Annotated in this window: 21 protein-coding genes; 9 read left to right on the top strand and 12 right to left on the bottom strand. The window is 52.5% G+C overall.

The genetic code is table 11. The features are described from left to right. Nucleotides 1-47: 47 nt before the first annotated feature. From NR201_RS05375 to NR201_RS05360, 4 genes are read right to left on the bottom strand one after another with little or no spacing between them, the layout of a single operon-like run. Nucleotides 48-389, bottom strand: a complete 342-nt coding sequence (locus tag NR201_RS05375; RefSeq protein WP_010255046.1) for a DUF5347 family protein — start codon at nucleotides 387-389, stop codon at nucleotides 48-50. Continuing rightward, complete coding sequence (locus NR201_RS05370; RefSeq protein WP_010255044.1) at nucleotides 326-529, bottom strand: phage filamentation protein Fil family protein; 204 nt, start codon at nucleotides 527-529, stop codon at nucleotides 326-328. Before NR201_RS05370 ends, NR201_RS05375 begins: the two co-directional genes overlap by 64 nt. A 9-nt stretch (nucleotides 530-538) precedes the next feature. Further along, entirely contained in the window at nucleotides 539-1,048 is a 510-nt protein-coding gene (locus NR201_RS05365) for a phage regulatory CII family protein (RefSeq protein ID WP_010255042.1), read from the bottom strand. Between the two features lie 33 nt (nucleotides 1,049-1,081). Then, the gene (locus NR201_RS05360; protein WP_010255041.1) at nucleotides 1,082-1,459 is read right to left on the bottom strand and encodes a hypothetical protein; all 378 of its coding nucleotides are present in this window, start codon (nucleotides 1,457-1,459) and stop codon (nucleotides 1,082-1,084) included. A 114-nt stretch (nucleotides 1,460-1,573) separates the two neighbouring features. On the opposite strand from NR201_RS05360, the gene NR201_RS05355 reads away from it, so the two are divergent. From NR201_RS05355 to yccS, 5 genes are all read left to right on the top strand, one after another. Then, entirely contained in the window at nucleotides 1,574-2,416 is an 843-nt protein-coding gene (locus NR201_RS05355; RefSeq protein ID WP_010255040.1) for a phage repressor protein CI, read from the top strand. An 8-nt stretch (nucleotides 2,417-2,424) separates the two neighbouring features. Then, on the top strand, nucleotides 2,425-2,766 hold the full coding sequence (locus NR201_RS05350; RefSeq protein ID WP_010255038.1) for a DUF2511 domain-containing protein: 342 nt from the start codon (nucleotides 2,425-2,427) through the stop codon (nucleotides 2,764-2,766). Between the two features lie 22 nt (nucleotides 2,767-2,788). Continuing rightward, a complete protein-coding gene (locus NR201_RS05345; RefSeq protein ID WP_256849445.1) occupies nucleotides 2,789-3,838 on the top strand; it encodes a site-specific integrase in 1,050 nt (349 codons plus the stop codon). A 134-nt stretch (nucleotides 3,839-3,972) separates the two neighbouring features. Next, entirely contained in the window at nucleotides 3,973-4,413 is a 441-nt protein-coding gene (locus tag NR201_RS05340) for a YccF domain-containing protein (protein WP_010669786.1), read from the top strand. Beyond that, nucleotides 4,397-6,556: a YccS family putative transporter gene (gene yccS, locus NR201_RS05335; RefSeq protein ID WP_031592830.1), complete on the top strand. Its 2,160-nt coding sequence runs from the start codon at nucleotides 4,397-4,399 to the stop codon at nucleotides 6,554-6,556. The genes NR201_RS05340 and yccS overlap by 17 nt, the downstream gene beginning before the upstream one ends. Here the strand turns inward: yccS and NR201_RS05330 are convergent. After that, a complete protein-coding gene (locus tag NR201_RS05330) occupies nucleotides 6,553-7,182 on the bottom strand; it encodes a TfoX/Sxy family DNA transformation protein (RefSeq protein WP_022625925.1) in 630 nt (209 codons plus the stop codon). The genes yccS and NR201_RS05330 overlap by 4 nt on opposite strands. 210 nt (nucleotides 7,183-7,392) lie before the next feature. Between NR201_RS05330 and sulA the strand changes: the two genes are divergently transcribed. Together sulA and ompA are read left to right on the top strand one after the other, a co-directional pair. Next, nucleotides 7,393-7,884, top strand: coding sequence for an SOS-induced cell division inhibitor SulA (gene sulA / locus NR201_RS05325; RefSeq protein WP_064690094.1), 492 nt, complete (start codon nucleotides 7,393-7,395; stop codon nucleotides 7,882-7,884). A gap of 350 nt (nucleotides 7,885-8,234) precedes the next feature. Further along, the gene (ompA, locus tag NR201_RS05320; RefSeq protein WP_010255028.1) at nucleotides 8,235-9,305 is read left to right on the top strand and encodes a porin OmpA; all 1,071 of its coding nucleotides are present in this window, start codon (nucleotides 8,235-8,237) and stop codon (nucleotides 9,303-9,305) included. 95 nt (nucleotides 9,306-9,400) lie between these two features. Here the strand turns inward: ompA and matP are convergent, their stop codons facing one another. Continuing rightward, nucleotides 9,401-9,868, bottom strand: coding sequence for a macrodomain Ter protein MatP (gene matP, locus NR201_RS05315; protein WP_138919647.1), 468 nt, complete (start codon nucleotides 9,866-9,868; stop codon nucleotides 9,401-9,403). A gap of 53 nt (nucleotides 9,869-9,921) precedes the next feature. On the opposite strand from matP, the gene NR201_RS05310 reads away from it, so the two are divergent. Further along, on the top strand, nucleotides 9,922-11,790 hold the full coding sequence (locus NR201_RS05310; RefSeq protein ID WP_256849444.1) for a Lon protease family protein: 1,869 nt from the start codon (nucleotides 9,922-9,924) through the stop codon (nucleotides 11,788-11,790). A 68-nt stretch (nucleotides 11,791-11,858) separates the two neighbouring features. Beyond that, nucleotides 11,859-12,377, top strand: a complete 519-nt coding sequence (fabA, locus tag NR201_RS05305) for a bifunctional 3-hydroxydecanoyl-ACP dehydratase/trans-2-decenoyl-ACP isomerase (RefSeq protein WP_009091047.1) — start codon at nucleotides 11,859-11,861, stop codon at nucleotides 12,375-12,377. Between the two features lie 68 nt (nucleotides 12,378-12,445). Here fabA and rmf read toward each other — a convergent pair whose 3' ends face one another. The 6 genes from rmf to rlmKL form a co-directional block, all read right to left on the bottom strand. After that, complete coding sequence (rmf, locus tag NR201_RS05300; protein ID WP_008925875.1) at nucleotides 12,446-12,613, bottom strand: ribosome modulation factor; 168 nt, start codon at nucleotides 12,611-12,613, stop codon at nucleotides 12,446-12,448. A gap of 279 nt (nucleotides 12,614-12,892) precedes the next feature. Then, on the bottom strand, nucleotides 12,893-13,462 hold the full coding sequence (pqiC, locus tag NR201_RS05295; protein ID WP_022625928.1) for a membrane integrity-associated transporter subunit PqiC: 570 nt from the start codon (nucleotides 13,460-13,462) through the stop codon (nucleotides 12,893-12,895). Beyond that, nucleotides 13,459-15,102 (bottom strand): intermembrane transport protein PqiB, encoded by a 1,644-nt coding sequence (gene pqiB / locus NR201_RS05290; RefSeq protein ID WP_010255015.1) that lies wholly within the window; start codon nucleotides 15,100-15,102, stop codon nucleotides 13,459-13,461. The genes pqiC and pqiB overlap by 4 nt, the downstream gene beginning before the upstream one ends. Continuing rightward, the gene (pqiA, locus tag NR201_RS05285) at nucleotides 15,089-16,357 is read right to left on the bottom strand and encodes a membrane integrity-associated transporter subunit PqiA (protein WP_010669781.1); all 1,269 of its coding nucleotides are present in this window, start codon (nucleotides 16,355-16,357) and stop codon (nucleotides 15,089-15,091) included. Before pqiA ends, pqiB begins: the two co-directional genes overlap by 14 nt. A 14-nt stretch (nucleotides 16,358-16,371) precedes the next feature. Beyond that, a complete protein-coding gene (locus NR201_RS05280) occupies nucleotides 16,372-18,288 on the bottom strand; it encodes an ABC transporter ATP-binding protein (RefSeq protein ID WP_010255011.1) in 1,917 nt (638 codons plus the stop codon). 6 nt (nucleotides 18,289-18,294) lie between these two features. Continuing rightward, a complete protein-coding gene (gene rlmKL / locus NR201_RS05275; RefSeq protein ID WP_033785545.1) occupies nucleotides 18,295-20,409 on the bottom strand; it encodes a bifunctional 23S rRNA (guanine(2069)-N(7))-methyltransferase RlmK/23S rRNA (guanine(2445)-N(2))-methyltransferase RlmL in 2,115 nt (704 codons plus the stop codon). Between the last annotated feature and the right edge of the window lie 35 nt (nucleotides 20,410-20,444).

Raw genomic sequence — 20,444 nt, 5'->3', positions numbered from 1 at the left:
CAAAAGAATGCCCGGCGGGTTTACGCCATTTGTTTGCATCGGGTTATTTAGTTAGAAAGGGTCATTCGCTTTGGAAATAAACTCACGACTGCTTTTAAATGATTCATTGCACAAATAAGCGCCTTTCTTTCATCAGTAGTCAGTTCACTAAAATTAGCTTCGTGCCTGTCTTTACCGATGTTAGCCAGGAAAAGAATGGCGCTCAGTGCGCGCTTGTTGTCCCGGTAATTACTGTCTGTCACATCGCGCATTTCAGAGAAAAAACGAGCCATATCTTTTTCACAGTTGCCACCCATCATCTGTGCGCGAAGTAAGGCAACGTGATTCAGCGCCGAAACCCTCTGCCCTGCAGTAAGCTCGACCAGCATTGAATCGCCCTCGATAGCCATGATTTACCTCTTTTCTCTTTTACCTGTACCTGCTGGCTTAATACCGGATGCCAGCGCCTGCCGTTCTCGCCCATAATCCAGCCGTTCCCGTAGGACATTGATGGACTCTGGTGTTTGAGGTGTGCCGCAAATGAAATCATCGGGCGCCCTCAGCTGATGCCAATCGAAGCGCCTAACCCGCTGATTGCGTCAACAGTGGATGCTAAGGTCGGGTTAGAGTGAACGCGGTTCTGCACGGCCAGCGCGGCCAGCATCATGCAGCGAATGCCGGTATTTGCTGCCTCCAGAATACTGCGGCGGCACGTTGCAGTTATCCGCTCCGGGTTAGCAGCACTGGCGGCCATGCTTCCGACTTCAGCCGAAGCCTTCAACACGTAGGACGGAAACTTTTCTTTTGCCAGCTCATTAACCGGTACGCATGGCAGGCACTGAAGCTGCGCTAACATCCCATCCATCAGCGTGGCATCTTCGGTCAGGTCGGTAAGCAACAGTACTTCTGGAGCGGTCAGTTGATGCACCTGATCCGGGTTGAGCTTGTTACGCAAAGTTTGCACTTTCATGCCTGCACGCTGCGCCAGCTCAGCCATGTTGTGCGTAAGTGCGAACTTGCGGCAGGCGTCGTCATAGTGGTTATGGGTGGAAGTCTTAAAATCAAACATGGCTATTCCCTTGCTCAACTTAAATAATCAAACTCAGTTCAGAGATTGCGAAGTGCGGGCATCGATATAGCGACAATCGACAGCCTGCTGTGTGAGTTTGTCGCGCCATGCTTTGACGTTGATAAGGACTTTGCTGCGTTTTTCAGCACTTTTTTTATTGTTGAAATCTTTGGTTGGAGCCTTGAGCAGTATGCCCTCGTCAAGCCACTGCCAGACAAGGCGCTCACTGACGCCGCGCATTGCTGCAAAGTCGCGAACGCTCATGGCGTCTGCCATTGCAGAGCCAATCATTTTTTGCAGGCTTGGCAGTAAGGCTGAGACAAGCGCATTGATTTGTGAGTCGGTAAAAGGACTTGATTGCTTTTGCGAGCTTTCAGGCTCATGCGTTGAAGTTGCTTTTGCATCTTTCATATCGCATTATCTCCGGTTAAGTAAAATATGGTGCAGTGACGTGCATCTTGGTCGATGAGCGTCACTTTAGATCGAAAATGCGATCATGTAAATCGATTTTGAGTGTGACTAATAATGAATGATGAAAATTTGAATACGCAGGAGTTGATAGAGCGGATCAGCTCGTCATATGGCGTTTCCACTCAAAGAGCGCTTGCAGAAGTCTTGGGTGTGCCATCTAACAGCATCAGCACCTGGATTCAGCGCAACAGCCTGCCTGGAAAGGCGATTATCAAATGCTCTCTTGAAACTGGCGCAGACTTGAACTGGTTAATGACTGGTGAGCTTGTTAATTCGCATTTGCGAGATGAGCCTTTACTGAAAGGTAAGCAGCTTTACGATGAAATCATGGCTAACGGCGGGAAGTTAGTTTTACGCCGCCTCTTAGATGCTTACGGCTTTACCATGCAAAAGGAGCTGGGCGACTTACTTGATATCTCTTCTGGCACAATCAGCACATGGATCCGCAGGGAATATTTCCCCGGAGATGTAGTAGTTGCATGCGCGCTGGACACAGGCGTGTCTCTCAGATGGTTAGCAACTGGTAAAGGTGAGATGTTCGATAGTCAGCCCGAAGTTGTCACATCATCAATAAGTATTCCGAAGAAAAAGTTAGTGTCGGGGGTTCTCAATGACGCAGGTAATTGGCTTATGGATCCGGCGCTTTCAGCAGTCGATAAAAGTTGTTTAGTGTTTATTGATGGTGTTGGTCACTCATGGCTAGTGAATACAGAGGCTAAGAACATCGCCAATGGTCGCTGGTTCGTTAATATTGATGACTCTTATGATGTGTATGATATCTCTCGCCTACCCGGTGGGAAAATTAAACTAACCAATCCAAATGTCTCGTTTGAATGTGGTGCATCAGACGTTACCCCATTTGGGGCGGTATTATTTACTCTGGAAAAACACGTTTAGGGAATGGAATGAAAAGGTTATTTCTTGCCATAGCATGCCTTATTGGGGCATCTGCATCTTATGCTGCCGAAAAATCTGTTGATTTGGATTCTTCAAAATTAGGTGAAGACTGGCCCCTTACTTTTAAGAAAGCTAAGGTGTCCTGCATTAATAAACGTTTCATCTTCGTTTATAACACTGATACTGATGACCGATATCCTGTAAATGGCAATGCAAAAGATGCTGTCAAGACTGGGAAAATGGAGGGTTACGACATAGATGCTGTATGGGCTGACGATCCAAACTATAAAGGGGTTAAGAAAAGCATCAGCCCAATTCTTGATGCTGGCAATAACCTTTGTGAACAATAAGTAATTTACCTCGGTTCTCACTATGACTGTTACTAAACAAAAAAATGGCAAATGGCTTGCGCAGATATTCCCCAACGGTAGGGATGGAAAGCGTATCCGTAAGCAATTTAACACTAAAGGTGAGGCCGAGGCTTATGAGGATTATGAAAGAAAGAAGTCTGAAGATAAGCCCTGGCTCGGTGAAAAAGAGGATCGCCGGAAGCTAAGCGAATTGATCCAACTTTGGCACAACCTACACGGGCAGTCACTGACAGCAAGCAAACTGCGTCTTGCAAAGTTGAAGATTGTTTGCAGGGGAATGGGTGATCCGATTGCTTCGAGGATAACAACTAAAGATTGGGCGCATTATCGAGACCAGAGGTTGAGCGGGAAAATTGATAATGGTTATCATGCCAATCCTCAGAAATGGATAGCGCAACCCATTACCGTAAACCGCGAACAGTACTACCTCGAAGCTGTATTCAACGAGTTGCGCCGACTCGGAGAGTGGAAGCTACCTAATCCTCTTGATGGAATTCGGCCTTTCAAGGAAAAAGAAAAAGAGATGTCTTGGCTGACTGACGGACAGATCAAAACACTGCTTGAGGCCTGCGATTCATTTGGCAACATCAACCTTACACTAATCGTTAAAATCTGCCTCGCAACAGGTGCCAGATGGCGCGAAGCCGAGAACCTAACCCGTTCTCAGCTGTCACCTTATAAGCTCACGTTTATAAAAACTAAAGGTGGAAAAAACCGAACTGTACCTATACCACGGTGGCTTTATGATGAGCTTTCGCCTCTGAAAGATAAAATGTTTCAGCCTTGCTATAAGGCTTTCAGTGAAATGCTGAACATTGCCAATATACAGTTAGCTGATGGTCAAAATACGCATGTGCTCCGGCACACATTCGCGAGTCATTTTATGATGAATGGAGGCAACATTTTGGTACTGCAGCGGATACTTGGTCATGCAAACATTCGTGAAACTATGAGGTATGCACACTTCGCACCAGACCATCTTGAAGAGGCTGCACAGCTCAACCCTATCGCGGGTTATAGTGGCAGCAATGTGGCAGCAGAGGATTCATAACACTGCATTTCCCTGCACTTAAAATTAGCTTAACTAACTGTTTTTACTGCCAAGTCACTGTTGTTAAATGATGTTTTTTAAAACAGGCTAAACTTGGCGTCACATCTTGCGGAATGCAAAAGGAAAAGAAGATCATGCGCACCGTTTTAAATATTCTTAATTTTGTTCTGGGCGGTTTTTTCACCACCCTGAGCTGGCTGTTTGCCACGTTAATCAGCATCGTGCTGATTTTTACCCTGCCGCTGACCCGCTCCTGCTGGGAAATCACCAAACTCTCGTTGCTGCCATTTGGCAACGAGGCGGTGCATGTTGATGTGCTGCGTCCGGAAAGTAAGAGTCATATTCTGAATACCGGCGGCACCTTTCTGAATATCTTCTGGCTGATTTTCTTTGGCTGGTGGCTCTGCCTTTCGCACATCTCCGTGGGGATTGTGCAGTGCATCAGTATCATCGGTATTCCGGTAGGGATTGCGAACTTTAAGATCGCCGCTATCGCGCTCTGGCCGGTTGGCCGCAGGGTGGTATCAGTGGAAGAGGCGCGCGCCGCGCGCGAAGCCAATGCCCGCCGCTATTAATATGATGTCGGATGCCGTGCCAGGCTGGCGCAAATATCTGTTTAACAGTACGTGGCGCTATCTGCTGCGGATCCTGTTTGCACTGAGTGGCTGCGCCGCCATTCCCTGGTGGCTGCATCAGATTGAGTGGACGATCCCTCTGACCCTGGGAGTGGTCGCTGCTGCGCTGGCCGATCTCGATGATCGCCTGGCCGGTCGCCTGAAGAATCTGCTGATTACCCTGCTCTGCTTCTGCATCGCCTCGGTTTCAGTCGAGTTACTGTTTCCCTATCCATTCGCCTTTATTATCGGGCTGGCAATCTCGACCTGGGGCTTTATTCTGCTGGGCGCCCTTGGCCAGCGCTATGCGACTATCGCCTTTGGTGCTCTGCTGATTGCGGTCTATACCATGCTCGGCATCGGACTGTTCAGCCAGTGGTATATGCAGCCGATGCTGCTGCTGGTCGGCGCGTTGTGGTACAACCTGCTGACATTACTGGGCCATCTGATGTTTCCGGTCCGGCCGGTGCAGGAGCAACTGGCCGGAAGTTTTTCACAACTGGCGCGTTACCTTGATGCCAAAGCGAATCTTTTTGATCCCGACGCGGGCGATCAGGATGATGCCGCGTTTATCGATGCGGCGATGGTCAACAGCCAGTTAGTGGCGCAACTTAATCTGACCAAGACCACACTGCAGAGTCGTCTGCGCGGCGATCGCGGGTCGCGCGGCACCCGCCGTAGTCTGCACTACTACTTTGTGGCGCAGGATATTCATGAACGGGCCAGCTCTTCCCATCTGCAATATCATCTGCTGCGCGGCGACTGGCGCTACAACGAAATTCTGTTTCGCTTTCAGCGTCTGCTGAATATGCAGGCTCAGGCCTGTCGCCAGCTGGCACATTGCATTCTGATGCGTCAAAGGTGGGTGCATGACAGCCGTTTTGAGCGTGCATTTGAACGATTACAGAAAGCGATAGAACGTCTGGAGCAGCATGATCCCGACGCTACGCATACCCGTGCTCTTTTCTGGCTGCTGCGCAACCTGCGCGCCATCGACGCACAGCTTGCTTCGATCGAATCAGAACAGACGCTGGCCGGTGAAGATCCTCAGCACAGTGACAATCTGCTGTCACGCGAAGGATTGAGTGGCTGGAGTGATATCCGGCTGCGCTTCAGCCGCCACCTCTCTCCCGCATCGGCGCTGTTCCGGCATGCGGTTCGCATGTCTGTGGTGCTCTGTATTGGATATGGTTTTATTCAGGTAACCGGGCTGGAGCGGGGATACTGGATTTTGCTGACCAGCCTGTTTGTCTGCCAGCCCAACTACAATGCAACGCAGCGACGACTGGCCTTGCGCATCGGCGGAACGCTGGCGGGGATTGCGATTGGTCTGCCCGTTTTATGGCTGGTGCCTTCGATTGAAGGTCAGTTAATCCTGATAGTGATCACGGGCGTCCTGTTCTTCGCTTTCAGGCAGGTGCAGTATGCACAGGCCACGCTGTTTATCACTCTGCTGGTGCTGCTCTGCTTTAACCTGCTGGGTGAAGGATTTGAAGTTGCCCTGCCGCGGGTAGTGGATACCCTACTGGGCTGTGGGCTGGCCTGGCTGGCTGTCGCGTTTATCTGGCCAGACTGGCGCTTTCGTCAGTTACCTGCCGTGGCAGAACGAACGCTGAAAGCGAATTGCCGCTATCTGGACGCGATCATGGAGCAATATCATCAGGGCAAAGATAACCGTCTCGCCTATCGCATTGCACGGCGTGATGCGCATAACGCGGATGCTGAACTGGCGTCAGTGGTCTCAAACATGAGCAGTGAAAGTCGCACCAGCCAGAAGCTGCGCGATTCGGCTTTTCAACTGCTTTGCTCCAACCATTCGTTTCTGAGTTACATTTCTGCGCTGGGCGCTCACCGCGATAAAATTACCGCACCCGAACTGCTGACATTGCTGGATGATACGGTTTGCTATGTGGAGGATGTGCTGCAAACGGAAGTTGTCAGCGATGAGCACGTAGAAACGATGCGCCATCAACTGGCTCAGCGAATCAGCCAGCTGGCCGCAGATGCGGATACGCGTGCGCCGCTGGTGCTCCAGCAACTCGGTCTGCTGGTGGCATTAATGCCCGATGTGGCTCGCCTGCGCCGCACGCTAATCACTGATTAGCCTTCGCCGCTTCTGAGATTGGGGTTTGATAAAAGCGTGCGCTGGAACCACGCATTCAGCTCCGCCCGTGTCGCCTGCGGCAGCGCGGCGGCATGGTGGCCCGTGATGGCCCCCTGCAGCGCAAGTAACGTCTGGAACCCAACGTGCTGGTTGATCGCTTTAAGCTTCAGCCAGCACTGTTTAGCCCCCATCTGGTAGAGATGATTGACGCTCATGACGCCCGCCTCGTACAGCATCATCTCCATACGTACGCTGAGATTTGGCAGATCTTTTAACCGCGGTGAGGATTGTCGGTCCTGCAACTCCAGTTGCGCCGTTTCTAAAGAGGCAGCGGAGAGCGCCAGCAGATGGTCAGGGTCGCGCCACAACGCTTCATCGACCCGAAAGTAATTGAGACTCACCAGCTTGCCCCGCTTGCGAAAAATCAGGGGTTGCAGCGGACGATCTGTAAGGTATTCCCGCAAAGGTTCACTGGCACGCAGATAGAGTTCGTCTTTATTAATTAAGGCAAAAACCACACTTTCTACAGCCAGAGCATAGCCTCCGAACTGGGTGCGCGACTCTATTGTTCCTAATGGGGCCAGGCGCGCTCTGGAGCGCTCTACAACCGGATTCACCTTTTTCATTGCACCACCTCCATGTAAGAAATATATCGTAAATTACCTTGGGTATCAGGTAATTAGAAGATAAAAAAAAGCGTCAACGGGTTCAATGAATAAATAGCGTTTCAACTAATCTTGTCGCGATTTTGCGAGGCGTTTTCAGAAATTTGGGTTGATCTTTATCCAGGATGACAGTACTGTATATTCATACAGTCCACTGCTGGTGATTAACTTATGCGAACACAACATCCTAATAATGCACGCTATGCTCATCATTATGCGTCCACTTCCGTTCCGGCCTCTCAGGGCGGTGGAATTACTGAGTTACGCTACAGCGAACAGCCCGGTATGATGCAGATGTTACTGTTGCCATTATTGCAGCAGCTGAGTCAGCAATCGCGCTGGCAGTTGTGGTTAACACCGGCATATAAACTGAATCGCACCTGGCTGCAGGAATCAGGATTACCACTGGATAAAAGTATGCATATCGCCGATTCTGAACGTCTGAATGCGGTTGAAGCGATGGTTAAAGCATTGCGTACAGGAAATTACAGTGTCGTTCTGGCATGGATTCCTTACGATCTTGACGAAGATGAACGACGTCAACTTGAAAATGCGGCGGCAGAGGGTGAAGCGCTGGGATTGATTTTGCGTGCAAGCGGGACATCAGAAGCGCCTCTCAGACCGCAAACTGCGATAAAAATTCAGTCGGATTTGTTTCATTAAGTAAAAATCAGAAGTTTCCCAAGCTATTTTTCTTATCTGTCGCAGCTAAACCACTGATTCTGTTAGTTCGAGCGTTGACAATGGTTTAGCAAGTTTTTAGGGCTTTTTGCCGCGGCAATAAGACCAGCCTAATTGTTAGAAATTGTGTATAAATCGCTGTTTTTTTACATAAGCGCCTCACATCATACTTGTAAGTTTCCAATCTCGTTGTAGACTTTAGCTCGCCAGGGTGCTCAATAACCTCCGTTTTTTGCGGTAGAGTCATAAGCGAGCGTTTTGACCCGGCGAAGGATTTAAACCAAGAGCAACCTTTTTGCTCATTGCCTATTTGGATGATAACGAGGCGCAAAATGAAAAAGACAGCTATCGCAATTGCAGTGGCACTGGCTGGCTTCGCTACCGTAGCGCAGGCCGCTCCGAAAGATGACACCTGGTACACCGGTGCTAAACTGGGCTGGTCTCAGTATCACGACACTGGTTACTACGGTAACGGTTACGAAAACAATGACGGTCCAACTCATGAAAGCCAGCTGGGTGCAGGTGCATTCGTTGGTTACCAGGCAAATCCATACCTGGGCTTCGAGCTGGGCTATGACTGGCTGGGTCGCATGCCTAACAAAGGCAACGTGACTAACGGCGCATTCAAAGCACAGGGCGTTCAGCTGGCTGCTAAACTGAGCTACCCAATCTATGACGATCTGGACGTGTATACTCGTCTGGGCGGCATGGTATGGCGTGCAGACTCAACGCAGACTAACCCAACTACTGGCCGCATCAGCGACCACGACACCGGCGTATCTCCGCTGGCTGCTGTTGGTGTTGAATATGCGCTGACCAAAAACTGGGCTACCCGTCTGGATTACCAGTGGGTTAACAACATCGGTGATGCACAGACCGTTGGTACTCGTCCAGACAACGGCATGCTGAGCGTAGGCGTTTCATACCGCTTCGGTCAGGATGACGTCGCTGCTCCGGCGCCAGCTCCGGCTCCAGCACCAGCTCCAGTTGTTGAAACCAAGCGTTTCACTCTGAAGTCTGACGTTCTGTTCACCTTCAACAAATCTACCCTGAAGCCAGAAGGCCAGCAGGCTCTGGATCAGCTGTACAGCCAGCTGAGCTCAATGGATCCTAAAGATGGTTCCGTTGTCGTACTGGGCTTCACCGATCGCATCGGTTCAGAGCAGTACAACCAGAAACTGTCTGAGAAACGTGCTCAGTCAGTCGTAGATTACCTGGTATCTAAAGGTATTCCTTCTAACAAGATCTCTGCACGTGGCATGGGTGAATCTAACCCAGTTACCGGCAACACCTGTGACAGCGTGAAAGGCCGTAATGCCCTGATCGACTGCCTGGCGCCGGACCGTCGTGTAGAAATCGACGTTAAAGGTATCAAAGACGTTGTAACTCAGCCACAGGCTTAAGTTTATACGTAATAAAAAACCCCGCTAAGGCGGGGTTTTTTTATGCCGGTAATAAAACCGGACTGAGAGATGAAGGCTTTGATTGCCCTGCCCGATTATTCGCTCTCTGAACCGGAGTTACCCAGAATCGCCTGCAAATCCTGCTTCAGGCTCGACATCTGAGTGGCATATTTCTCTTTACGTTCTGCATCTTCTATCAGCTGAACAATCGTTTCAGAGAGCGTGCAGCCGCGCCGCTGTGCCAGACCTGCCAGTCGCTGCCAGACCAGATACTCCAGGTCTATCGATTTTTTTCGCGTATGCTGATGTTCAGCGTTGAAATGGCGTTTTCGTCGGGCACGGATGGTCTGCTTCAGTCGGTTATCCAGATCAGCGTGAATATGTTCTGCGATCCATTCATTCACTGTAACCGGATTATTTTCCATTGCCAGCAGCTTATCCACTGCTGCCTGCGCCGCGCTTAACTCAAGGTGACGCGTGATCAGTTCACCTTCCCGATGTTTTTTCACCAGGTATTTCCACTTCCATCCACATTCAAGATTTTCGAGTTGCTGGTATTTCATCGGAATCTCATCGTGATCACGTAACGAACTAAGAATAACAGCTTTTTTCCCGGATGCAGCAACGAAAAACATGCTGTCACCATCACATCTTCAACAGGAAGTCTGCAGTGCTTAACAAGGGTGAATCCTGTATAATCTCGCTTTTCTTAAAACAGACAAATGCGATTATTTTGACCAGCACTCAACTTACGTGGCAGACCTTACAGCCAGATAGCGCGCAATACCAATCCGTTTTCTCCCGAATTGCTGATGAAGAAACTGATGCTCTGGCAACGGTACAGCCCCGGTTGCTGAATGCACTGGCGCATTTACACCATCAGACGCAGGGGTTCCCGTTACTGCTGGTTCGTAGCCAGGAGAATCGCGATTATCTGACATTCATTGCCCAGGCCGCAGAGCGGGTCATGGTCGACAGTACCACTCTATTCGGCGGTGATTACCATATCATGGCCGACAACGTCACGCTCCAGCCCCCCTCCGATCCTCAACGCCCGTTCACCAGTCAGGGTGGTATTCACTTTGCTGAATGGATTGAGATGGAGCAGTTGTTTGGCTGCGTGCGCCAGTATAAAGATCGCATCCAGCTGGAACCGGGCCTGATCCATCATGCTAATGGCGGCACGCTGCTGCTTTCCCTGCGTAGCCTGATGACGCAGCCGATTCTCTGGTTGCGCCTGAAAAAGTGTATTGAGCAGGGCTATGTTGAGTGGACATCTCAGGATGAGCGCCGGCCGCTGCCAGTCTCGATTCCTCCCTTGCCGCTCAATCTGAAACTGGTCCTGTGTGGCGATCGGGAAGCGCTGGCAGAATTTCAGGAGCTGGATCCCGAAGCTCACGAAATGGCCATCTATACTGAATTTGAAGAGAATATTCAGATTCTGGATGAAGATGACATGCTTGCCTGGTGTCGCTGGAACCTCGAACTGGCGCAACAGGCGGGTCTGCCCCAGCCGGAAGCGGACTTCTGGCCAGAACTGATTAAAGAAGGCGTCCGCTACAGCGGCGATCAGGAGACGCTGCCACTCTGCCCCCGCTGGCTACAACGCCAGATGCGCGAATCGGCCCTGATGGGCGATGAACTGAACGCTGAAGCGCTGCGTGATGCGCTGGAAGCGCGTTTGTGGCGCGAGAATTATCTCAATGAGCGGATGCGTGACGAGATCCTGCTGCGACAGATTCTGATTGAAACCGAAGGCGAAGTGGTTGGTCAGATTAATGGCCTGTCGGTCGTTGAATATCCTGGCCATCCCCGTGCCTGGGGCGATCCATCGCGTATTACCTGCGTGGTACATCCCGGCGATGGCGAATTCATGGATATCGAGCGCAAAGCGGAGCTGGGCGGTAATATTCATGCCAAAGGCATGATGATTATGCAGGCTTACCTGATTGCCGAACTGGAACTCGATCAGCAACTGCCCTTCTCGGCCTCAATGGTCTTTGAGCAATCTTACTCCGAGGTGGATGGTGACAGTGCTTCACTGGCTGAACTCTGTGCCTTAATCAGCGCGCTGGCTAATCAGCCCATCAATCAGCAAATTGCGGTGACCGGCTCGGTTGATCAGTTTGGCAACGTACAACCGGTGGGCGGACTGAATGAGAAAATCGAAGGCTTCTTTGATATCTGCCATCAGCGAGAACTGACAGGTCAGCAGGGTGTGATTATTCCCGCCAGCAATGTCCGTCATCTCAGCCTCAGCCAGGCGGTTGTCAGTGCGGTTGAACAGGGTCATTTCCATATCTGGGCAATTGACCGTGCCGATGAAGCGCTACCGCTGCTGACCGGTAAAATCTGGAGTACCGAGGATGGCCTGGGCGACTGCCTGCTGAATACCATCCAGGAACGCATTAGCCTGTTCAACCAGCCGGACGGTCCGCAACGTCCCTGGGCGCTGCGCTGGCTTAACTGGTTCAACCACCGTTAATCCGATTTGCTCAGCGTACAACTGTTCGCTAATATTCGTGATTCACTAAAACAAGGCTTATTGAAAACATGGTAGATAAACGCGAATCCTATACCAAAGAAGATCTGATTCTGTCAGGTCGTGGTGAACTGTTTGGCGAAAATGGTCCGCCGCTTCCATCCGGCAACATGCTGATGATGGACCGCGTGGTCAAAATGACCGAAGACGGCGGCAAATATGACAAAGGCTTTGTTGAAGCGGAGCTGGATATCAATCCTGATCTCTGGTTCTTCGGCTGTCACTTTATTGGCGATCCGGTGATGCCGGGTTGTCTGGGCCTTGATGCCATGTGGCAGCTGGTTGGTTTCTATCTGGGCTGGCTGGGCGGCGAAGGTAAAGGTCGTGCGCTGGGCGTGGGTGAAGTGAAATTCACCGGTCAGGTCCTGCCAGATGCGAAGAAAGTGACTTACCGCATTCACTTCAAACGCGTTATTAACCGCAAACTGGTTATGGGCGTGGCAGATGGTGAAGTGCTGGTTGACGGTAATCTGATCTATACCGCCAGCGATCTTAAAGTCGGCCTGTTTAAAGATACCGCCGCTTTCTAAGCGTTTCCCCCCGAAACAAAAACCTCCGCGCATGGCGGAGGTTATATTCCCTTTTCAGTGACATCCGGTTATGCAGCTACCGACCTGTCCTCCATGGCTTGTCGCCAACCTCCCAACCAGTGAGACTTAGCGTCAATCAACTGATACGGACACATCTCTTTTGAGCGTCCAGTAATACCTGCCTGATAACCACGTGAATGGGCGCGTTCGAGGCGGTCTCGTTTCTGTCTCTTCATACTCCGTGTCCCTCATGTAAGGTCTGTGGAATCTGGTGGAAAGAAAAGTGGTGAATTAATGTTCAACCACTCTTATGTTCTACCTCCTGCGCACCCAAAGATCAATGCCCAATCTTCATGCCAGTGTCATAAATGTGACCTTAATCGGTAAAAATAATGACGTTCTGTGATGCATGCAACAACACTATCTTTCTGATTAAGCTAATAAAAAAGCCCCTGACCTCTGTCGAAAAAGCACGACAATCGGTCAGGGGCTTAGCTTATTTATTCACATCAATCTTAATTTAACGCAACCACGCTATTGGCAATCTTCTGTGCTGTCTGTTGCCAGCCCGCCGCCAGCGTTCTGACCATCGCATCGTAGCCATCTTCGGTCTGCGGCAGTACCAGGTTAAACGCCTGTTTGGTCAGCCGGCCCTGATGTTCCAGCGTCCATTCGCCACTGACGACTGCTTTGCCATCATAGCGTCCCTGAAAGCCTGTCACGGTCACATTCAGCGTATCGTGCTGCGCGCCTAAAGGTGAACCTGCGACCAGCCGGCCTGGCAGCGCCTTGCTCAGGTTAGTGATCAATGTCTGCTGCAACTGCTGATCGAGCGGGCTGGCCCAGAGATTATTCGCGGCGATAACGTATTTGACATCGCTGGTCTGATAAACCAGTCCGTTGCCTGCCAGATAGTCCGGCACCGTCACCTGCTGCACCCATAACATCGGTTGCGCTTCATTCAGCTGGCTGCTGCTGACCTGCATGGAAGCCGCCCCGGAGGGCAGCTGATACCAGGTATTGTCAACGCTGCTACTGCACGCACTCAACACCAGCGCGGCACAAAGTATCAATCCTTTATTCACTGTTTCGCCCTCTTCGGCTGGGGATCCTGTCCCGGTTTTGCCTCAAATACCAGCGCATTGCTCTTGGTGTTAAGCGTTCTTAACACCGGCTGGAGTTCACGCAGAACCTTATCCAGGCGCTGCATATCCCCCACCAGCTTGCTGTAGGCTGGTGAGCCTGGCTGCAGGCCTTTCATGCTGCGGTTCAGCTCGCGCAATGTCTGCTGCAGGTCTTCCGGCAGGGTTTTCATAGCCGGACTGGCGGTGACTTTGTTGATGTTGTCGATGGTGCGCTGCAGATCACGCATCGTTTTCTGGCTCTCTTTCAGCGTGCCTGTCGCTTCATTGACCATACCGTTCAGTGGCAGACTGTTGATCTTATCCAGCGCCGCCATCAGCTTCTGCTGAATCTGGCTCAGGCCACCGCTGACCGTTGGGATAACTTCATAGCCAGAGACTTTCTGCGGCCCTTTGTAAGGCGGTGCATTGTCATAGAAGTCAAGATCGACATAGAGCGCACCCGACAACAGACTGCCGGTTTTCAGCGTCGCACGCAGGCCACGTTTTTTACCATCCTGCAGATGCTGTTGCAGATCGAAGTTCTCACCCAGTCGGCTGATAAAGCGATCCGGCTCAATGCGAATCAGCACCGGCACGCGGTAATCATTGTTCAGCGCCTGGTCCAGACCGGCTTTCATCAATGGCGCTTCTGAGACGGTACCCAGGCGAATGCCGCGGAACTCAACCGGCGCCCCCGCCTGCAGACCACGGATGGAGTCGGTGAAGAACATCAGGTAATCAATATGGTTGGTGTAGAGCGAGTCCTGAATGCTGCGCTGATCGTCAAACAGATGATAGTCAGACTTATTCTGCGCAGGCTGACCCAGCTCCCAGCCATCCGGCACGTCAAAACTGACGCCGCCGCTGAACAGCGTGGTCAGCGATCCCATTTCCACCCGCATTCCTGAAGCGGACATATCCACGGCGATGCCGCTATCCTTCCAGAAGCGCACATTAGTTGTAATCAGGCGATCGTAAGGCGCAGCGACAAACAGCTGATAGGTCATCATGCGTTTTTCGGTATCAAAAGCACTGGTCTCGACCGTACCGACGCGATAGCCACGGAACAGCACCGGATCCCCCGGATTGAGCTGGCCCGCTTTCTTGCTGTCCAGCACGATGCGAATCCCTTTGGCATCCGGTGGCGCTAACGGCGGCGCATCCAGCAGCTTAAACTGCTCGGGTGCCTGGCTTTTAGTGCCCGGCTGTAATTCGATATAGGCACCGGATAACAGAGTACCGAGACCGCTGATCCCTTCGCGACCCACCTGCGGTTTCACCACCCAGAAAACGCTGTCGCTGTGCAGCAGTTTTTCCATGCCTGAATTCAGGCGCGCTTTGATTTCCACATGGTGGAGATCGTCGCTTAACACCGCGCTTTCCACCACACCGACATCCACGCTACGGCTTTTAATCGTGGTTTTACCCGCAACAATGCCTTCGGCGTTTTCGGTGATGAGGGTGACTTCCGGCCCCTGATGGCTGAAGTGATAAAAGAGGATCCATCCGCCGATTAACAGCGTAACGATGGGGACAATCCAGACCGGCGACCAGCGCTTAATCTGTTCCACCTTTGCATGGCCGTGATTAGTTTCCGTCAAGGCGCGACTCCTTCATATTGTTTTCGCGTACACGATCCCAGGTTAATCGCGGGTCAAAGGTCATGGCAGCAATCATGGTGATAATCACCACCATTGCAAACAATACTGCCCCCCACGCGGGATAAACATTCATTAATTGCCCCATGCGCACCAGCGCAGAGAGCACGGCAATAACAAACACGTCGATCATTGACCAGCGGCCTACAAATTCGACCACTTCATAAATTTTGTGCATCCTGTGGCTGTCACGCTGTCCGCGTCCGCTGGCATCCCAGCAAAGCCAGCCAATCGCCAGCATTTTCAGCGTAGGCACCATGATACTGGCGATAAAGATCACCAGCGCCACCGGATAGGAGCCATCACCCCACAGCACAATCACCCCCGCCATGATATTGGAAGGATAGGCTGTGCCGAGGGTTTCCGTCACCATGATCGGCAACAGGTTGGCCGGGATATAAAGCAGTATGGAGGTGAACAACAGCGCCAGCGTCCACTGCAGGCTGTGCTTACGCCGTGCCTCAGCCGTGACGCCGCAGCGGGGACACTTATGCTCTGCTTCCGGCAGAATGGCCGTACAGCAGGGACAGGAGCGCAGACCCTGCTCTAAACCACTGATGCCCACTTCGGGCGGATGGGGCAGCGCAGGCCGGGGTGACAGACTGTCCCACAAGCCACGTCGATCAACGCACTGAAAGGCCCGCAACTGCAGCAGACAGAACAGAACCCATGGCCAGAAGCTGGTCTCCAGGCCGATCTCGCCATAGGCCATCAGCTTGACGAAACTGACCAGCACGCCCGCCATAAAGATTTCTGCCATGCCCCAGTTACGCAGCTGAAACAGAATACGTGCCAGACCAGTTTTGAGTCCAGTCGGCAACGGGACCCGATTGACCAGAAGGATAATGGTGATCATGCAGAAGGCCGGAACCGCCTGCACAAAGAGAAGGAACAGCGTCGCCAGACTGCTGTAATCTTCCGTCACCATCACCTGAGGTATCTGCGCCAGCGTGATCTGGCTGGTCAGCCCTGCCACCTTCATTGAGACAAAAGGAAACAGATTCGCCAGCAGCAGCATAAACAGCGCTGCCAGCGCATAGCCCGTTGGCCGTTTACGCGGTTCGTGCCAGTTGGCCGTCAGGGAGGTGTGGCAGCGCGGGCATGACGCACGGCTGCCAACGGGAATGTCCGGCAGCTTAATCATTAAATCGCATTGTGGACAGAGCATCCACGCGTTACTTTTCACTGCTGAACACATCCGTTAGCCCTGCCCTACGCGCCGTTTTTCAGTGACTCTAGCTCTTCCCAGCGCGCAAAAGCGGTTTCCAGCTCCTGCTCAGTCTGAGCCAGATTATCCAGCACCGGTTGCGTCTGATCGTGTGCCTGACTGAAGAAGTCGGGATGACTCATCTTCGCCTGCAGTTCTCCGATACGCGCTTCCAGCTGCTCCAGTTTTTGCGGCAGCTGTTCCAGCTCACGCGCCAGATTGTAGCTGAGTTTATTCACGCTACGCTTCGCATCACCCTTCTCGGTTGCAGGCTTAGAGGCGTTGCCCGTCGCTTTCGCCGGTGCTGCCGCCTTGTGCTGCCGGTAGGCGGCGCGCTGCTGCTGAGCATCGTGATAACCGCCAACAAAGGTACCAATCTCACCGTTGCCTTCAAAAATCCAGCACTCGGTAACGGTATTATCGACGAACTGACGATCGTGGCTCACCAGTAACACGGTGCCCTGATAACCATCAATCAGCTCTTCCAGCAGTTCCAGCGTTTCGACGTCAAGGTCGTTAGTCGGTTCATCCAGAATCATCAGGTTGCTGGGACGCAGGAACAGGCGTGCCAGCAGCAGACGGTTACGTTCACCGCCCGAAAGGGCGCGCACCGGCGTCATGGCACGTTTTGGATGGAACAGGAAGTCCTGCAGATAGCCCAGTACGTGGCGCGGTTTGCCGTTGACCAGTACTTCCTGCTTGCCTTCGGCCAGGTTGTCCATCACGGTGCGATCCGGATCCAGTTCAGCGCGATGCTGGTCAAAGTAGGCTACTTCCAGCTTGGTGCCGGAATGCACACGACCATGGTCAGCTTTCAGCTGCTGCAGCATCAGGCGTAGTAAGGTAGTTTTCCCGCAGCCATTTGGCCCGATCAGCGCAATTTTGTCGCCACGCTGCACCTGGGTTGAGAAGTCCTTCACCAGCACTTTGCCATCGACCGCGTAGTCGACATTTTCCAGCTCAAAGACAATCTTGCCGGAACGGGACGCTTCGCCCACCTGCATGTTGGCTTTGCCCATCACTTCACGACGTTCTGAATGTTCACGACGCAGCGCTTTCAGTGCACGCACACGACCTTCATTACGGGTACGACGGGCTTTGATGCCCTGACGGATCCACACCTCTTCCTGCGCCAGCTTACGGTCAAATTCGGCGTTCTGCATCTCTTCAACGCGCAACGCTTCCTCTTTGCCTTCCAGATAGAGATCGTAGTTGCCTGGCCAGGAGACCAGCTTGCCACGGTCCAGATCGACAATGCGCGTCGCCATGTTGCGGATAAACGAACGGTCATGGGAAATAAAGATGATGCTGCCGGTGAAGTTCTTCAGGAACGTTTCCAGCCAGTCGATGGTTTCGATATCGAGGTGGTTGGTTGGCTCATCCAGCATCAGGACGCGCGGGTTACTCACCAGCGCACGGCCCAGTGCCGCTTTACGCAGCCAGCCGCCCGAGAGCGACGACAGCTCGGTATCGGGCTGCAGACCAATCTGCTCCAGCACGTCATGGATGCGGCTCTCCAGCTGCCACAGATTCTGGTGGTCGAGAATGCTCTGCAGACGCGCCATCTCATTGAGGTTTTTATCGCTGGGATCTTCCATCACCACATGGGAAATGGCGTGATAGGCTTTCAGATGCTCAGCCTGCTCTTCAACGCCCTCGGCCACGAAGTCATACACCGAACCGGTAATATTGCGCGGCGGATCCTGTTGCAGACGCGCCACGACCAGATCGGTTTCATAAATAATGCGGCCATCATCCAGTGGCTGTTCGCCATTGATGATTTTCATCAGCGTGGATTTACCCGCACCGTTACGGCCCACCAGACAGACGCGTTCGTTCTCTTCGATGTGCAGTTCGGTATTGTCTAACAGCGGCGCATCGCTGAAGGAGAGATAAGCGCCGTGGATACTGATTAATGACATGTAAGCTTATTCCTTACCGGCGTGAGTGATCAGCCAGCAGTTGTGAATTTGACGGTTACGCGCGAAGTCCTGCGACTGCGTTTTCTGGGTAATATCCTGCGCCTGCAGGCCCAGTGATTTCAGGCCATCCATGTCCATTTTGAAACCGCGTTTGTTATTGGAGAACATGATGGTGCCGCCGCGACGCAGCAGGCGCTTCAGGTTACGCATCAGCATCATATGATCGCGCTGAACGTCGAAGCTCTCTTCCATACGTTTTGAGTTGGAGAACGTTGGCGGATCGATAAAGATCAGGTCAAAGTTCTCGTCACTCTCATTCAGCCAGCTCAGACAGTCCGCCTGCATCAGACGGTGCTGACGCCCGGTCAGTCCGTTAAGACGCAGGTTGCGCTCCGCCCACTCCAGATAGGTACGCGACATATCTACCGTGGTGGTTGAACGCGCGCCACCCAGACCGGCATGCACACTGGCGGTACCGGTATAGGCAAACAGGTTCAGGAAATCTTTGCCCTGACTCATCTGGCCCAGCATTTTACGGGCAATGCGGTGATCGAGGAACAGGCCGGTATCGAGATAGTCGGTCAGATTCACCCAGAAACGCGCATTAAACTCTTTAACTTCGAAATAGTCGCCCTTCTCGCTGAGCTTCTGATACTGCGCTTTGCCTTTCTGGCGTTCACGCGTTTTCATAATCAGACGGTCGGCAGGCAGTTGCAGCACGCTCAGCGTTGCGCTGATGACATCGAACAGACGCTGACGCGCTTTATCAGGATCGATGGTTTTCGGTGGCGCGTACTCCTGGATAATCACCCAGTCGCCATAGCGATCGACAGCAACGTTGTAGTCTGGCAGATCGGCATCGTAAATACGGTAGCATTCAATGCCTTCCTGACGCGCCCACTTCTCCAGTTTCTTCACGTTTTTACGCAGGCGGTTAGCGTAATCTTCCGCAATCTGTCCGGCGCTTTCATGGCTGTTAACCGCCAGCTTATAGTTTTTCTGCACGCAATCCAGCGGACCGTTCTTCGCTTTAAACTGGCGATCGGCACGCAGCTGCAGGCAGCTCAGCAGTTCAGGCGAGGCGCTGAACAGCGACAGGTTCCAGCCGCCAAAATGCTGCTTCATCAGACGTCCGAGCTGGCTGTGCAGCGCAATCAGGGCTGGTTCGCTCTCCAGACGTTCACCGTAAGGAGGATTACTCAGCACCGTACCGTGAACCGCCGGATCGACCGGATTAGTCAGCTTCAGCAGATCCTGCTGGCCGAAGGTGAAAAGTTCAAAGACGCCAGCGCGGCGGGCATTCGCCTGCGCCCACTCCAGCACCCGACCATTATTGTCGTAGCCAAAGAAGCGCGCCTGAGTGGCAGCCGTACCAGTGCGGGCACGATTCTGCGCCTCGGTTTTAACGTCCTGCCACAACGCAGCGTTAAACTGGCTCCAGGCGGTGAAGCCCCAGTGCTTGCGCAGCAGGCCTGGCGCACGATCGCAGGCAATCAGTGCGGCTTCAATCAGCAGCGTACCGGAACCACACATCGGATCGATCAGCGGTGTCGTCGGCTCCCAGCCAGAACGCAGCACGATGGCCGCCGCCAGGGTCTCTTTTAACGGCGCCTGACCGGTCTGCTGGCGATAACCACGCTGATGCAGCGAGCTGCCGCTAAGATCCAGCGCAATGCTGGCGCGATCGTCATTCAGCCAGACGTTGACACGGATATCTGCCTGCTCACGATCGACGTTGGGTCGTTCGAGGTTCTGACGGGTAAAGCTGTCCACGATGGCATCTTTCACTTTCAGCGCACCAAACTGGCTGTTACGGATCGAATCGTTGGTGCCGCTGAAATGCACAACAAAGGTTTTGTCGCTGCCGAACATCGTCGGCCAGTCCACGCTCTGCACGCCCAGATAGAGATCCAGATCGCTGTAGACGCCAAACTCTCCCAGCGGCAACAGGATGCGTGATGCTAAACGACTCCACATCAGGCTTTGGTACATAGTGCGATCGTCGGCTTCGTAGTGAACGCCTCCCTGCACCACTTGCAAATCCTGCGCGCCCAGCGCGTCCAGCTCACTTTTTAACAGCTCTTCGAGCCCACGCGCCGTGCTGGCAAACAGAGAATTCATATCGTCACTTTTTAACTCTTGAGAAAATTGTCGCG

The organism is Pantoea sp. Fr-CA_6 (genome assembly GCF_024520895.1).
Classification (GTDB): domain Bacteria; phylum Pseudomonadota; class Gammaproteobacteria; order Enterobacterales; family Enterobacteriaceae; genus Pantoea; species Pantoea agglomerans.
Note: the sequence above shows the minus strand (reverse complement) of the source record. Positions and strands in the feature narration are given on the sequence as shown.

Coding starts and splice junctions, on each gene's coding strand:
- NR201_RS05375 (WP_010255046.1), bottom strand. CDS start 389: ATGGCTATCGAGGGCGATTCAATGCTGGTCGAGCTTACTGCAGGGCAG.
- NR201_RS05370 (WP_010255044.1), bottom strand. CDS start 529: ATGATTTCATTTGCGGCACACCTCAAACACCAGAGTCCATCAATGTCC.
- NR201_RS05365 (WP_010255042.1), bottom strand. CDS start 1,048: ATGTTTGATTTTAAGACTTCCACCCATAACCACTATGACGACGCCTGC.
- NR201_RS05360 (WP_010255041.1), bottom strand. CDS start 1,459: ATGAAAGATGCAAAAGCAACTTCAACGCATGAGCCTGAAAGCTCGCAA.
- NR201_RS05355 (WP_010255040.1), top strand. CDS start 1,574: ATGAATGATGAAAATTTGAATACGCAGGAGTTGATAGAGCGGATCAGC.
- NR201_RS05350 (WP_010255038.1), top strand. CDS start 2,425: ATGAAAAGGTTATTTCTTGCCATAGCATGCCTTATTGGGGCATCTGCA.
- NR201_RS05345 (WP_256849445.1), top strand. CDS start 2,789: ATGACTGTTACTAAACAAAAAAATGGCAAATGGCTTGCGCAGATATTC.
- NR201_RS05340 (WP_010669786.1), top strand. CDS start 3,973: ATGCGCACCGTTTTAAATATTCTTAATTTTGTTCTGGGCGGTTTTTTC.
- yccS (WP_031592830.1), top strand. CDS start 4,397: ATGCCCGCCGCTATTAATATGATGTCGGATGCCGTGCCAGGCTGGCGC.
- NR201_RS05330 (WP_022625925.1), bottom strand. CDS start 7,182: ATGAAAAAGGTGAATCCGGTTGTAGAGCGCTCCAGAGCGCGCCTGGCC.
- sulA (WP_064690094.1), top strand. CDS start 7,393: ATGCGAACACAACATCCTAATAATGCACGCTATGCTCATCATTATGCG.
- ompA (WP_010255028.1), top strand. CDS start 8,235: ATGAAAAAGACAGCTATCGCAATTGCAGTGGCACTGGCTGGCTTCGCT.
- matP (WP_138919647.1), bottom strand. CDS start 9,868: ATGAAATACCAGCAACTCGAAAATCTTGAATGTGGATGGAAGTGGAAA.
- NR201_RS05310 (WP_256849444.1), top strand. CDS start 9,922: ATGCAGCAACGAAAAACATGCTGTCACCATCACATCTTCAACAGGAAG.
- fabA (WP_009091047.1), top strand. CDS start 11,859: ATGGTAGATAAACGCGAATCCTATACCAAAGAAGATCTGATTCTGTCA.
- rmf (WP_008925875.1), bottom strand. CDS start 12,613: ATGAAGAGACAGAAACGAGACCGCCTCGAACGCGCCCATTCACGTGGT.
- pqiA (WP_010669781.1), bottom strand. CDS start 16,357: ATGTGTTCAGCAGTGAAAAGTAACGCGTGGATGCTCTGTCCACAATGC.
- NR201_RS05280 (WP_010255011.1), bottom strand. CDS start 18,288: ATGTCATTAATCAGTATCCACGGCGCTTATCTCTCCTTCAGCGATGCG.
- rlmKL (WP_033785545.1), bottom strand. CDS start 20,409: ATGAATTCTCTGTTTGCCAGCACGGCGCGTGGGCTCGAAGAGCTGTTA.